The organism is Candidatus Villigracilis sp., assembly GCF_057083605.1.
In genome coordinates, this window is sequence record NZ_JBXMTI010000095.1 from 24,638 (window position 1) to 37,847 (window position 13,210).

Consider the following 13,210-nt stretch of genomic DNA (forward strand, 5'->3'; position numbering starts at 1 on the left):
ATCTCACTTTTCTTCATCTTATCATAGCCAACTATAAATAAGTTTGCTGTGAAAATGCTGTGAAGAAAATTTGAAAGTCAAATGTCTTGGATTATTCATGGATTACTCATCCTCTTCTTCCGTCTCATCTTCCGAAACAACAATCTGTACATAGATGGTTTGTCCGAACACTTCATTTTCGCGGTTGGTGAGGATCCAGTACCCTACGTAAGTACCTTCCACATCCGGGGCGATCAGGCTGACGCTGATCTTAGCTTCGTCTCCCGGCGCGACGTATTGATTGATGATGGTCGTTTCGCCGTCCATATCGTAACCGCTGACAAAGATCAGGCTGTATCCGGAGCGCCAGGCACATGTGCCAGTATTTTTGAGCCGCCATATCTTTTTGAAAGGTTCGCCCGGCATCAGGACGGTACCATCTTTAATCGTGATGTCTTTGAGATACTTGGAGTTATCACAATCGGAATAACCGGCGACGTTGGTAAGATACGGCAACGGTGTAGCATACATTTTGGCTGGAGTTGGCAGGGTAGGGAGAGGCGTTTGTGTGGGAGTAAGAGTCGCTCTCGGCGTGAATGTGGCTGCAACAGTGGGCAATGTCTCCTTCGTTGGAGTAACCGCAGATGTCAGTGCCTGTGCGATTTGTGCATCGATCTCCAGGCTGTATCCACTTGCCGAGTCCGCAATTTCTGTGGTTGCCTGTCCGCACGCGCTTAGCAAAATGGCAAGGATAAAAAGTGTGATGAATTTGCTTTTCATGGGTTATTTTCCATGTCGATGCCAAGCGCAACGGTATCGCCTTCGTTCAAACCGGTCTTCACTTCCGCATACAGTTCATTCTGTGCGCCAATCTCGATATATTGAAAGGTCAACCCACTTTCTGTAACGAGGAAAACGGCGTAGCCATTATCAGTTTGGTGCAACGCCTCAAGCGGGACGAGGAGAATATTCTTTGCATCCAAGCTGATGACTTCCACCGAAGCGGATGCGCCGATGGGCAGGTTGATCTCGCTGATGGAAGAATCCAAGTCCACCGTGCCATGCACAGCCGTGGACGTGCCGCTGGTGTAGAGTTCGCTATCCACACTGGCAATCGTGCCGGTGAAGACCATATCGGGCAGTGCATCGAATGTGACTTCAACCGGGTGACCTATCACAGTTTTATCCCAATCGGATTCATCCATATACAGTTCCAGGTAAGCGTGTGAAATATCTGCCACGGTAATGACCGCGCTTGTGTCGATTTCATCGCCAACCGCAATATTCACCGTTAATACCATGCCCTTGATGGGCGTGAGAATCTTTGTTCCATCCAGTTTTTCTTGCGCATCATCGAGGGCGCGTTTTGCAGCTTGGATTTCCAATAGGCTTGGGACGCCGGTGCCTTCGGGAATCTCACCGCTGACCATGGCGTCATATACAGCTTTGGCATCTTCAAGAGCAACTTGCGCATCGTCAATGGCGAGGCGGGTGATCTGAATATCTTCTTCAGTTGGAATGGTAAGATAACTGCCATCTTTGGTGCGCTTTACAAAATTCTCAAAGACATATTCGTTGTAATAATCATTACGAGCCTCATTCAACGAAACAGCTGCATCTTGTAAATATGCCGTGGTTGTTTCCACTTCCGTTTGAGCTTGCGTATCGTTTGGGTTGGCATTCAATTGGGCTTGTGCGGTTTCAAGTGCTTTTTGTGCCTCGACGATCTTCTCCTCCCAATACAGCACATCCGGGCTGACAAGATATTCAAGAACATAACGAGCATCACTGTAATTTTTTTGTGCTTGTGCAAGCGCATCCAGTGCAGAAGCGACTGCGGCAGGAGAGGTCAATTCCATATAGGTGCGCCTGGCTGTTTCATAGTCTGCCTGCGCCTCTACCGGGTCAATTTCCGCCATTAGGTCGCCGGCCTGAACCGTATCACCTGGTTGGACATATACGTTGAGCACTGTACCACTCACTGTGAAGGCGAGTCCTTCTTCATCTTTAACCGAGAGCACACCTGTTCCGCTCGCGGAGAGGGTCAACTCGCCGCGAGTTATGGTGGCGGTTTCCAGGCTGGATTCTTCCGAGGCAGCCTCTTTTTGTGAGGCGTAAACGGAATATCCGCTTATGACCGCAATTGCGATCACAATCAGCACGATACCCGCCCAGGCTCTACCAGGGATTTTGGATAACCAGGTCTTTACATTCATCCGATTTAATTTCTGATCAGGAGTCTGCAATTTCTTGAAGATAGTCGATCACCGCTTGAATTAAAGGAGTAGGGACTCCGCCTCCGCCCATGCTTTGAGCGGGTAGCCCTGCCGGTATTTGATCTCCGCCCTGGGTTCCACTGGGTACATCGCCGCCTGGAAACTGACCGCCAGATATTCCGCCTTCATCGGGCGGTGTGAATCCATCACCATCAGGCGGTGTAAAGCCTTCGCCGCCCGGAGGAGAAAAACCGCCATTGTTACTTGAATTGTTGTTCCCTTGCGGGCGATTCCCACCCATGCCAAGCCCGTTCGCCTGCATCACAGTGAGCATATCTTCCTGTGAGAGTTGCATGGCTTCGATGGCTTGAGTCTGTTCGGGAGTCATTGTCTCGCCGATCTGTTCCGCCAGCGCGTCGATCTCCTCCTGTGCGGCAGTGTCGCTTGTAAGCAGGGAGAGATACACCTGCCAGAGCGGCAGCAATTCTTTCGCCTGTTCAAGGGTGACGGAATTCTCCGTATCCTTGAGGTTGAGCGTGCCGATCACAAGTTTAGTGACTTCCGGTAATTCACCTGAACCGGATGTATTCTGTGTGCCGGGCGTATTTGATTGCGAGATGCCGCAAGCCGACAGGATGAAGGCAAGCAAAATCAATGTTAAAAAGGGAGTCTTTTTCATAATATCCTTTATTCGTAGCGCAGGGCTTCGATGGGATCGAGTTTCGAGGCTTCATTGGCAGGGTAATACCCAAAGAACGCGCCAACGATGGCAGACGAGCCGAACGCGAGCAAAATGGAACTGACCGAGACCACAGTCCGCATGTCACTGAGTGCGCCGAAGATGTACCCACCGCCCACACCCACCAGTACACCGATCAAGCCACCGATGATGCTAAGTAGAAGTGCCTCGGTAAGAAACTGCAGGCGGATGTCGTTAGGAGTCGCACCTATGGATTGACGGATGCCGATCTCGCGCGTCCGTTCGGTGACGCTGACCAGCATGATGTTCATGATGCCAATACCGCCCACGATAAGCGATACGCCAGCGACCCATGCCAGCAGCGAACGAAATGCCGCCGTCGTGGATTCCTGTGTGGAGATGACATCTTGCTGGGTGGTGACGCTAAAGTCAGCAGAATCGAGAGTCACATCGTGCCGCTTTGCCAACAACAATTCGATCTGTGTGATGATGTTGTCAAGGTTTGCATCCGGGTCAACCTCCACGTAAACCATGCGGACGCTGTCGCCCATAATGCGGGCGAACATGGACGGTGTGAACTTTTGAAAGACCACGCTGATCGGCAGATAAACGCGCGAGTCAAAATCGGTACTGCCCACCAACCCTTTTTCTTTGAAAACGCCGATGACTGCCAGTTTGGTATTTCCAATCTTGATGTACTGCCCAACCGGGGTCGACTCACCGAAAAGTTCCTGTGCCAAGCTATAACCAAGCACAACCACTTTGCCCTTGCGTTCGATCTCCTGATCAGTGAAATAACGCCCGTCCGAAATCTCCATATCGCGGACAGATGGAAAGCCGACCGTAGTTCCAAGAATTTCCACATCGTCCAAGGTCACGTCGTCGTATTTGACAGTCTCGCTGGAGTTTTGTTCCACCACCACAGCTGTAACGCCCGTCACGCCGGTTTCGATGGCGGCGGCATCGTCATAGACCAATCCGCCTTGTGGCGGCTGTCCAGGTCCACCGCGCAACAAAGCGCTTTGAACAAAGACCAGGTTCGAGCCGAGGCTGGTGATCTGTTCCTGAATGGAGGCCTCCGTCCCGGCGCTGATGGCAACCATGATGATGACCGCTGCCACACCGATGATGATGCCCAGCATGGTCAACAGCGAGCGGACTTTATTCTTGAGGATCGCCTCCCACGCAATGGTCAGGGCCTCAGCGAGTTTCATGTTGTACCTCCTCTGTCACTTCAGCCTGATGGGTTCCGTTGTGCGTGATGGTATCCACCTGGCCATCCACCAGATTGATCGTCCGTTGAGTGTGTACTGCGACTTTGGGATCATGAGTCACCATCACGATGGTTGTGCCCTGCTCATGCAATTGATGAAGCAGGTTCATGATCTCCGTGCCGGAACGGGTATCGAGGTTGCCGGTCGGCTCATCGGCGATGACCATCACCGGGTCATTGATAAGAGCGCGTGCAATTGCCACTCGTTGCTGCTGACCGCCGGAGAGTTCATGCGGCTGGTGATTCATGCGTGGGCCTAAGCCAACCAACTCAAGCATGGTACGCGCTTTATCCAAACTTTCTTCTTTCGTCTTTGGGTTGACGCGGTTGTACAGGAAAGGCAGCATTACATTTTGTAATGCAGTAGTTCGCGCCAGCAAGTTATAGGCTTGAAAGATAAAACCGATCTTCTGGTTGCGGACAGAGGCTAATTGCACTTTGTCAAGTTGACTCACATCCTCACCGTCGAGGAAGTACTGCCCCGATGTTGGCTGAGAAAGACAACCGAGGATGTGCATGAGTGTGCTTTTGCCCGAACCGGATGGACCCATAATGGCAACAAACTCACCCTGGTAGATCTCAATGTTGACTCCATTCAAAGCCGCCACCTGAATATCGCCCATGCCATAAACCTTGGTGATATCCACTGTCTTAATGATGATATGTGCTGGGCTCATTGTGTCTCCACAATACCAGTTGTGACGGTCTCGCCTGGTTCAATACCAGAAATGACCTCGGCATATAACAAGTCCTGGATGCCAATCTCTACTACGCGCAGGCGGGGCTTGCCGTTTTCCATCACAAAGACTGCATACTGATCACCTGCCTTGTGCAAGGCTTCAATGGGGATCAATACTGCATTTTCTGCCCGCCCGCTGATGACATCCACGGAGGCGGTAGTGCCAAGTGGAAGTTTGAAATCTTCCGTGTCAATCTCGGTCAACTGCACCAGAGCGCGCACCACCGACGTATTGTTGGAGGAATACAAACCGGGGTCAACCTGCGTCACCACGCCGCTGTAGGTTTTGTCCGGCAGAATATCGAAGATCACCTCGGTCTCATACCCCGCCACAACGCTCGACCAGTCCGACTCATCCAAATACACTTCGAGATACGGCTGGCTCAAATCGGCTATCGTCACGACCGATGTGCCGCCGCTCACACTGTTACCGACAGAAATGTCAATGGACATGATCGAGCCCGAGATCGGAGCCACGAGGTGGGTTCCGTCCAGGTCAGCTTGCGCTGCTTCCATGTCCAATCGGGCTTGTTCCAGTTCAGCCAAGTCGCTGCCTGTCGCATTTTCCGGCACCTCGCTGCCGGTCAACGCGGCATACAAATAATTGGCTTCCTGTAAGGTGGCTTTGGCTAATTCCAGATTGGCCCGCGCCTCAAGGACCTCGCCTTCGGAAGGCTTGTTCAAGTCCTTGCCATCTGAAAAATATTTCGGCAGGTAATAATTTTCGTATCGCCATTGCGCATCTTTCAAGTTTTTCTGAGCAATTTCCAGATCAGACTTGGCATTCTCTAACGCCTTTTTCGCTTCTGCATCAGACGGCGACTCTTTGACCTTCGCTTCAGCCTCCACCACGGTTGACTCAGCTTCGGCAAGTTTTTCTTCCGCTCGCAACGCTTCCGGGCTGATGATATAAGCCAGCGTATTCCAAGCATCGGATACATCCAGCGTGGCGTCCGCAAGGGTTTGCAGGGTGGTGGCAATGGCATATGGAGAGGTCAGTTCGAGATAGGTGCGATTTGCCTCAAGATATGCTGCTTGCGCATCGATATCATCGACCTGTGCCAACAGGGTACCTGCTTCCACTTTGTCGCCGACCTTAACGAGGACTTGGGTCACCTCGCCCGCTGTGCTAAACGCAAGATCAGTTTCATTCTCAGAGACGAGAGTCCCTGTGCCACTGGCGTAAATTACCAGATCGCCGCGGGTAGTGGTTGCCGTTTGCAGGGCATTTTCGCTGCCGCTTTCACTGACAGTTTGTGTGCTTTGGTAGTAGATGTATCCACCGCCGCCTGCCGCCAGAACGAGAACAACGATGACGGCGATCCATATCCCTTTTTTAGGCAGTTTGGATAATTTGGAAATAAGGGGGATTTTTCGTGCTTTGCCAGGCATTTCACTAGGTTTGGTTGATGTGGACATAGATTCCCTATATTCAAATAATGAGATCAGTTATTTCCCCATAAATATAAAAAACAAGCCTGTGAAAATCCTGTGAAAATCTTGTGAAATTTATGAGCGTTAGATACGTCTTCAATTTCAGCGAACATTCTATTCCGCGAAAAATCTGTATGAAGCGGCGAAATCGTAAAAAACGATAGAAGTTCACAGGAAATTCTTAGCAGGTGTTCATGGCTTTTTTGGCAAATTCTCAGGTCAAGTCCCTATACTAACCTTCAACCAGGCTGGTTGAAGAAAGGAGTGTCTAGCGGTCCTACTTGCTTCAATGTTTCGATCCCTGAAAGGAGGCAGATTTTGTAACGTAAACGAAGTTCCGTAAGAAAGTCGAGTGTCCTGCGTATTCACTATGCGGGACACTTTTTGTTTATCGTCTTAATGGATTGACTTAAGGGCATGTCATGTTTAGTAAAACATCACAATGCACTTCGATTAAATGCAGGTTTTTGGGCTTTTTGTTCTTTCCCAACCCGCGTGTGTATCGGCAATATCATTACATCAACGCTTTCCTAATTTGGGAATTCGTTTTTTCTCAGCAATTTCACAATCTTTTCTTGGTCTATTCACAGCTTTGTTTTATAGAATGACGACGGACAAACAAAAAGGAAATTCATGTCGAACCATCTCAGTCATATCATCCGGTATTTCAACCGCTTTGAATTGAAATATCTGATCTCTCTCAGGGAAGCAGAACGTTTCAAGACCGCCCTGCGCGCTTATCTGCTCGACGACGAGCACGGCAATGGACGTTACGCCCTCACCACTCTGTACTACGACTCGCCTGACTCCCGCTGTTATTGGGGAAAAGTGGACGGGATCAAATTCCGCCGCAAATTGCGCATCCGTCGCTATGAAACTGAAGCGCCGCTGACAGAGGACACGCCCGTCTTCGTGGAGATCAAGCAACGGCTGGATCGTGTCACTCAAAAACGCCGCGTTATCCTGCCCTATCGCGATGTGTTGACCCTGTGCAATGACCGTCAATTCCCAGATTGTTACGCGGCTGATGACAAGCCAGTCATCGAAGAGATCTATGCCTTCCTTTGGCAGTATAACTTGCGCCCCGCCAGCATTGTGCGTTACGAACGACAGGCATTTATAGGAACGGATTATGACATCGGCTTACGCGTGACCTTCGATACCTCGCTCAACTTCCAAACCCGGCAATTGCTTCTGCACGAGGACCCGATCAGCCTGCCCATGTTCCCAGTGGATAGCGTTGTGATGGAGATCAAAGTCAATGAGCGCACCCCCTACTGGCTGACCGAACTTGTCGCTGCGCACAACCTGTCATTGATCCGCGTCAGCAAGTATTGCCGCAGCATCGAACTGGCACAAAACATGTCGACCACATTTTCAAGATATGCACTTTCTGTTGCCTAGTATGTCACCCTGAGCGCAGCGACACTTGCGCCGCGCGCCAGTGCGGTGAGGGGTCTCTAACTCAAGTACGAGATTCTTCGCTACGCTCAGAATGACAAAGCCTTTAATACACAAAATTTTCAAGGAGTTATACATGGACATTTTCAATTTTCAAGACCTGACCGCCGAGTTTTCAGTACTCGATATTGTCATCATGATGGTGCTCAGCTTTGTATTAAGCGCGTTCATCGGCTGGATCTACAATATCACGCACCGCGGTTCGTCGTACACGCAAAGTTTTGTGATTACGCTCGTGATGAACGGCATGGTCGTGGCATTGGTCATGATGATCGTTGGTTCGAACATAGCCCGCGCATTCTCACTTGTGGGCGCGCTGTCCATCATCCGCTTCCGTAACGCAGTCAAAGAGACACGTGACGTGGGCTTCATCTTCTTCACAATGGCAATCGGCATGGCCGTTGGCACCAAGTTCTATTTGTTGGCAGTGGTCGCGGCAATCGTCATTAGTTTGATCATGCTGCTCATGACCCGCTTCAACTGGTACACGCGCGAAATGGCAAATCAGATTCTGCGCGTACAAGTTCCCAATGGCGCAGCTTTTGACTCTCTTTTTGACAGACCTTTCGTCACATACACATCCTCATCCGAGCTTATCAGCGTGGACTCTGTCCACAGCGGCATGTTGACCGAGTTGACTTACAGTATCGGCATGAAGAAATCGAACCAGATCCAAAACTTCCTGACCGAGATCAAGAATCTCAATGGCAATAACAAAGTTACATTGATCGCTGGCTACAACAGCACAGACTTGTAGCGCAAACAGTCCGCAGATTTTACAGATTATGCAGATTTTTATCTGCGCAATCGATGAAATCTGCGGATGTATTTTTGCTTGAAAAATTAGCCGAATAACTTCTGTAATCGCTCCCAGCCTTGTTTGATCTGAAAGGATTTCATCTTCCAGGTGCCGACAATGCCAAAAGGAATGAATAACACAAAGAGTACATAAACCGCGCCGCTGATAAAGCTGGCGCTTTCGCCAATGTAGCGGCGCAGACCAAAATCAAGCAGGCGGTAAACTACCGCGCCGACCAATGCGCCGTTGAGTGTCCCCACCCCGCCGATGAAAATAATCAACAAAGCTGTGACGGTGAATCCGAGGCTGGCAACATTCGGGCTGACGATTGGCTGATAAAGGGTGTGCATGAAGCCAGCCAACGCGGCAGTCAGTGACGAGAGGGTGAGCGCGGTGAGTTTGAAATAGAAAGTGTTGTAGCCTAACATACGGGCGCGGCCCTCGTTCTCGCGGATGGCTACGCATACACGTCCAGTGGGGGAATCGACAAAGCGTCTATAAAGCAGGTAAACCAAAATCAAAATGGTCAGGGCAACAAAATAGAAGCGCAGGCGTTCATTGGCGGGGCTGATAAACGCAGGTGCGATCACGCCTTGCAGACCCACGTCCGCGCCTGTGTAGGGGCCGAGTTCGCTGGACATGACAACAATATGGAAGACCGAGCCAAGCCCAAGTGTGACCAACGCGAAAGTGATGCCTTTGACTCGCGGCAGGACAAGCCCGAATAGAATGGCTTGCACAATGGCTGCGATAAAGACCAGCCCAAGCGTAGCGGGAAGAGACAATCCCAATGTCTTGATGGATATACCTGTCAGATATGCACCCACGCCGAAGAACATGGAATGACCGAAAGACAACATGCCTGTGATGCCGAAGATCAAGTCAAAGCTTAATGCGTAGAGGGCAAGGATGAATATCTCGATGGCGAGTCCCTGCGCGAATTTTGAGTTGCCACTTTCGTTAGCGAACACAGCCAATGGAGATTCACCGTCCATCAAGCCCACGATGAATGGCAGAAGGATCAGCGCGAGGAGTGTATATAGAGATGCTCGATTGGATGAAAAGAATGCTGACAAGCGGAAGTTTGTTCGTTGGGTCATGGACTATTCCTTTTTGCCGAGCATAAAAATTTTATCGTCATTGCGAACGACCGATAGGGAGCGAAGCAATCCCCAACATTGTGGGAGATTGCTTCGTCGGGAAGAACACCCTCCTCGCAATGACGAAATTTATTTTGTTGGTTTGTCGTCATCGATTATTCCTTTTTACCGAGCAAGCCATTCGGGAGAATGAGCAAAATGATGACCATCAACAAAACTGTGGAAGCGGGCACGAGCGGCGGTGTGGGTTTGAAGATAATATCCGTGAATGGAATGGCGATGCCGATCTGCCCATACTTGATGATGAACTGTTGAATGAGACCGACCAACACAGAACCAAGCGCAGCGCCTGGGTAATTCGTCAGGCCGCCGATGGCAAGAGCGATCAACGCGTTGAGGAAAAGACTCTCGCCCATTGCGTTGGAAAGTCCCATGGAGGGCGCGGCGAGGATTCCGCCGAGGGCGGCGAGTCCGACGCCGAGGGCGAAGACCATGGTGAAGACGCGGCGCACATTGATTCCCAGGGCTTCGACCATTTCACGATCCTGCACACCCGCGCGGATGACCATCCCAAGCCTCGTCCGTTGAAGCAACATCCAAATAGAAATTAACACAACCAGACCAATGATCGGGATGAATATTTCGTTATAAACCCGCACACGTCCATCCAGCAATAAAATTGTCGAGCAATGATTTGCCCACCAATCTGCAAAATTTGTCGCAGGGCACAAATCTCCATCGCCATTGAAGAAGGCGGGTTTCGGCATTACGAATTCAGGCCGCCCCCAAACAGCGCGCACGATTTCAATGCCCACCGCACTCATGCCGAGCGTGAGCATGAGTTGATAGATCGGGCGAATATACAGCGGGCGGATCAACGTTGATTCGATCAACGCACCCAAGCCCGCGCCGCTTATTGTGGCAACCAAAACTGCAACGACAAAAAGCCAGTTTGAGCTGAGACCAGTCAAAGCGGTGGTGAGTGATTCGTTGAAGATAAATACAAACAATGCGATGACCAAGAGAATGGCAAAGCCAACAAAATTTTTCCAATTCAATTTGAATTGTTGTTGAGTTGCGCTGTTGAATAGCGAAATTCCAAATGCGCCGATGATGCTCGCAAGTAATAATCCGATCAACGCCAGCGGTGCGGAGATTTCAGTGAATGCCGCAACTGGCGCAATGAGGCGTGTGCCTGCGTCCGCCATGAATGAATAGGTGACGGGGCTTTGCCCATAATTTTCAACATCCCAAATCGAGATGGGATACCGGGGCAGGATAAAACTAAAGATGAGGATGGAGACGAGGATCAATACCCAGGGGAGAATCCGCTTCATGCTTAAGCCGAGCCTGATTCGGGTAGCGAGAAGCGGGTACACATCTGCGAGAGCGAATCCACTTAACGCCAGCGCGAGCGGAGTCAATAAATCCACAAAGGTGTCAGGGCGGACGAAGACAGTCCAGCCGATGTATGCGCCGATCATGAACAGTGTGCCGTGCGCGAGGTTGAGCACATCCAGCAGGCCGAAGATAAGTGAGAAACCCGAAGCGACAAGGAAAGTGATAGAACCGACAGCAAGACCGCGCAGGAGAGTGATGACGAAATCCTTTTTTTCCATGCCTTGCGCAGCGGCAATGAAGAGCATCGTGATAACGGCCAGCGTAATAATGAGTACGAAGTTTTTTCGGAAGTAAGTGTTCATGTTACGCGGCTCCCAAATAGCTGTGGATGGCTTCTTTGTTGTTGACAAGGTCTTTCATTTTGCCATCCTGCACGGAGCGGCCTTCTTCGATGATGACATAATATTCAGCGAGTTGACTCGCAACCAGGAAGTTTTGTTCAACAAGCACAATGGTGGAATCTTTTGAAAGCTCGCGGATTGCAGCCATCATGTTTTCGATGATGACAGGCGCAAGCCCTTCGCTGGGCTCATCGATCAACAGCAGATGATTATCTGCAACGAGAGCGCGGGCGATGGCGAGCATTTGCTGCTGCCCGCCTGATAGCGCTGTGCCAGACAATGTGATGAGACGTTTAAGGTCAGGGAATAAATTAAAGATAAATTCTTTCTTGCGGAGGTAACCACCTTTGCCGCGCTCGGCGATCTTGAGATTTTCCTCCACGGTCAGGTCACGGAAGATGGCGCGGTGTTCAGGGACAAAGCCGATGCCTTTGCTGGCAATGTCGAAGGAACGCACACCTTGTACTTCGTTTCCTTCATAGATAACTTTTCCTTCGCGCGGAGGTGTTAACCCGATAATGGATTTGAGCGTGGTGGTCTTGCCTGCGCCGTTACGTCCCAGCAAGGCTGTGATGGAGCCTTTGGGCACGCGCACATTTACACCCTGCAAAATGTGATATTGACCGATGAAGGTGTGGATGTTTTGTACGTCGAGGATGTATTCCATGAGACCTCAGGTTAGTGTCATACTCTGGTGGTTGAGTAGGCGGTGTTCGTCCGCCGTATCGAAACCACTGTGTAACTAGAAAACAAAAAGTAACTTGTAAACATGGTGGTTTCGATACGCCCTTCGCTATCGCTCAGGGCTACTCAACCACCGAGGTCCACTTACACATTCAATTCATACAACCCGCCAAGGTAAGCGGTTTGAACTTCTTTATTGGCGGCGATTTCAGCAGGTGTGCCTTCTGCCAGAACCATGCCTTGATGCATAACCGTGATCGCATCTGATACGCTCATGACAACGTTCATGTTGTGCTCCACGAGCATGACGGTTTTGTTGCCTTCTTTTTGAATCCCCTGGATCAATGCGATCAATTCAGGTACTTGCTCAGAAGCCATGCCTGCGGTGGGTTCATCCAATAAAAGGACTTCGGGGTCGGGAGCAAGGATCATGCCGAGTTCCAGTTTGCGCTGGTCGCCGTGTGGAAGGGTACGCGCAAAAGTTTGGGCGCGTTCCTTCAAGCCGACTGTTTCAATGACATTCCAGGTGCGCTCTTCATATTTCTTGAAATGCGAAGAAGCCTGCCAAAATTTGAAGTTGTCACTTCCAAGTGCCTGCGATGCGAGACGAATATTTTCGAAAACGGTGAGATTGGGAAAGATATTTGTGATCTGGAAGGAACGTCCGATACCGAAATGGATCGTACGATGGACAGGCTGATGCGTGATGTCCCGTCCTTTGTAGATGACTTTTCCGCTGGTGGGTTCGAGGTTGCCGCTGAGTAAATTAAAAAAAGTGGTCTTGCCCGCGCCATTCGGGCCAATGATGGCGTGTAATGAGTTCTTGCGGACTTTGATACTCACATCATCCACAGCGACAAGCGCATTAAATTGTTTGCGGAGATTGATCGTTTCAAGGATAATTTCGGTGGTCATATCACCTTCCATGTAAACAGTTCCTAAGAGACTGTCTGAAATCTCAACTTTAGATATGGATTTGTAGGGACACAGCGAAACGATTTACGGCCAAAATCTTGAATTGACTCGCTGTGTCCCTACTTTTCAGATCAGACAATTTCTAAGGGTCTTCAAGACCCTTAGGAC

The 13,210-nt window shown here is 50.2% G+C and carries 12 protein-coding genes; 2 read left to right on the forward strand and 10 right to left on the reverse strand.

The genetic code is table 11. The features are described from left to right. Positions 1–102: 102 nt before the first annotated feature. From AC14M5_RS13780 to AC14M5_RS13805, 6 genes are read right to left on the reverse strand one after another with little or no spacing between them, the layout of a single operon-like run. Positions 103–759, reverse strand: coding sequence for an NBR1-Ig-like domain-containing protein (locus AC14M5_RS13780; RefSeq protein WP_484030252.1), 657 nt, complete (start codon positions 757–759; stop codon positions 103–105). Further along, entirely contained in the window at positions 756–2,195 is a 1,440-nt protein-coding gene (locus AC14M5_RS13785) for an efflux RND transporter periplasmic adaptor subunit (protein ID WP_484030253.1), read from the reverse strand. The genes AC14M5_RS13780 and AC14M5_RS13785 overlap by 4 nt, the downstream gene beginning before the upstream one ends. Before the next feature lie 16 nt (positions 2,196–2,211). Beyond that, positions 2,212–2,874: a hypothetical protein gene (locus tag AC14M5_RS13790; protein ID WP_484030254.1), complete on the reverse strand. Its 663-nt coding sequence runs from the start codon at positions 2,872–2,874 to the stop codon at positions 2,212–2,214. An 8-nt stretch (positions 2,875–2,882) separates the two neighbouring features. After that, positions 2,883–4,109, reverse strand: a complete 1,227-nt coding sequence (locus tag AC14M5_RS13795) for an ABC transporter permease (protein WP_484030255.1) — start codon at positions 4,107–4,109, stop codon at positions 2,883–2,885. Further along, positions 4,096–4,845, reverse strand: a complete 750-nt coding sequence (locus AC14M5_RS13800; protein WP_484030256.1) for an ABC transporter ATP-binding protein — start codon at positions 4,843–4,845, stop codon at positions 4,096–4,098. Before AC14M5_RS13800 ends, AC14M5_RS13795 begins: the two co-directional genes overlap by 14 nt. Then, positions 4,842–6,326 carry an efflux RND transporter periplasmic adaptor subunit gene (locus AC14M5_RS13805; protein WP_484030257.1) on the reverse strand — a complete coding sequence of 495 codons (1,485 nt, stop codon included), beginning with the start codon at positions 6,324–6,326 and terminating at the stop codon, positions 4,842–4,844. The genes AC14M5_RS13800 and AC14M5_RS13805 overlap by 4 nt, the downstream gene beginning before the upstream one ends. A gap of 648 nt (positions 6,327–6,974) precedes the next feature. On the opposite strand from AC14M5_RS13805, the gene AC14M5_RS13810 reads away from it, so the two are divergent. Beyond that, positions 6,975–7,745 (forward strand): VTC domain-containing protein, encoded by a 771-nt coding sequence (locus tag AC14M5_RS13810; protein WP_484030258.1) that lies wholly within the window; start codon positions 6,975–6,977, stop codon positions 7,743–7,745. Between the two features lie 133 nt (positions 7,746–7,878). Next, positions 7,879–8,559 carry a DUF4956 domain-containing protein gene (locus AC14M5_RS13815; protein WP_484030259.1) on the forward strand — a complete coding sequence of 227 codons (681 nt, stop codon included), beginning with the start codon at positions 7,879–7,881 and terminating at the stop codon, positions 8,557–8,559. 86 nt (positions 8,560–8,645) lie between these two features. On the opposite strand, the gene AC14M5_RS13820 is transcribed toward AC14M5_RS13815, so the two are convergent. The 4 genes from AC14M5_RS13820 to AC14M5_RS13835 all read right to left on the reverse strand — a co-directional run bounded on the left by AC14M5_RS13820 (position 8,646) and on the right by AC14M5_RS13835 (position 13,042). Then, on the reverse strand, positions 8,646–9,701 hold the full coding sequence (locus AC14M5_RS13820) for a branched-chain amino acid ABC transporter permease (RefSeq protein WP_484030260.1): 1,056 nt from the start codon (positions 9,699–9,701) through the stop codon (positions 8,646–8,648). Between the two features lie 155 nt (positions 9,702–9,856). Next, the gene (locus AC14M5_RS13825; protein ID WP_484030261.1) at positions 9,857–11,404 is read right to left on the reverse strand and encodes a branched-chain amino acid ABC transporter permease; all 1,548 of its coding nucleotides are present in this window, start codon (positions 11,402–11,404) and stop codon (positions 9,857–9,859) included. A gap of 1 nt (position 11,405) precedes the next feature. Then, positions 11,406–12,110 carry an ABC transporter ATP-binding protein gene (locus AC14M5_RS13830; protein ID WP_484030262.1) on the reverse strand — a complete coding sequence of 235 codons (705 nt, stop codon included), beginning with the start codon at positions 12,108–12,110 and terminating at the stop codon, positions 11,406–11,408. Positions 12,111–12,271: 161 nt separating this feature from the next. Beyond that, positions 12,272–13,042 carry an ABC transporter ATP-binding protein gene (locus tag AC14M5_RS13835; protein ID WP_484030263.1) on the reverse strand — a complete coding sequence of 257 codons (771 nt, stop codon included), beginning with the start codon at positions 13,040–13,042 and terminating at the stop codon, positions 12,272–12,274. Positions 13,043–13,210: the final 168 nt, after the last annotated feature.

What these genes read in the sequence shown, in the direction of transcription:
- AC14M5_RS13780 (WP_484030252.1), bottom strand. Translation starts at nt 759, where the DNA reads ATGAAAAGCAAATTCATCACACTTTTTATCCTTGCCATTTTGCTAAGC.
- AC14M5_RS13785 (WP_484030253.1), bottom strand. Translation starts at nt 2,195, where the DNA reads ATGAATGTAAAGACCTGGTTATCCAAAATCCCTGGTAGAGCCTGGGCG.
- AC14M5_RS13790 (WP_484030254.1), bottom strand. Translation starts at nt 2,874, where the DNA reads ATGAAAAAGACTCCCTTTTTAACATTGATTTTGCTTGCCTTCATCCTG.
- AC14M5_RS13795 (WP_484030255.1), bottom strand. Translation starts at nt 4,109, where the DNA reads ATGAAACTCGCTGAGGCCCTGACCATTGCGTGGGAGGCGATCCTCAAG.
- AC14M5_RS13800 (WP_484030256.1), bottom strand. Translation starts at nt 4,845, where the DNA reads ATGAGCCCAGCACATATCATCATTAAGACAGTGGATATCACCAAGGTT.
- AC14M5_RS13805 (WP_484030257.1), bottom strand. Translation starts at nt 6,326, where the DNA reads ATGTCCACATCAACCAAACCTAGTGAAATGCCTGGCAAAGCACGAAAA.
- AC14M5_RS13810 (WP_484030258.1), top strand. Translation starts at nt 6,975, where the DNA reads ATGTCGAACCATCTCAGTCATATCATCCGGTATTTCAACCGCTTTGAA.
- AC14M5_RS13815 (WP_484030259.1), top strand. Translation starts at nt 7,879, where the DNA reads ATGGACATTTTCAATTTTCAAGACCTGACCGCCGAGTTTTCAGTACTC.
- AC14M5_RS13820 (WP_484030260.1), bottom strand. Translation starts at nt 9,701, where the DNA reads ATGACCCAACGAACAAACTTCCGCTTGTCAGCATTCTTTTCATCCAAT.
- AC14M5_RS13825 (WP_484030261.1), bottom strand. Translation starts at nt 11,404, where the DNA reads ATGAACACTTACTTCCGAAAAAACTTCGTACTCATTATTACGCTGGCC.
- AC14M5_RS13830 (WP_484030262.1), bottom strand. Translation starts at nt 12,110, where the DNA reads ATGGAATACATCCTCGACGTACAAAACATCCACACCTTCATCGGTCAA.
- AC14M5_RS13835 (WP_484030263.1), bottom strand. Translation starts at nt 13,042, where the DNA reads ATGACCACCGAAATTATCCTTGAAACGATCAATCTCCGCAAACAATTT.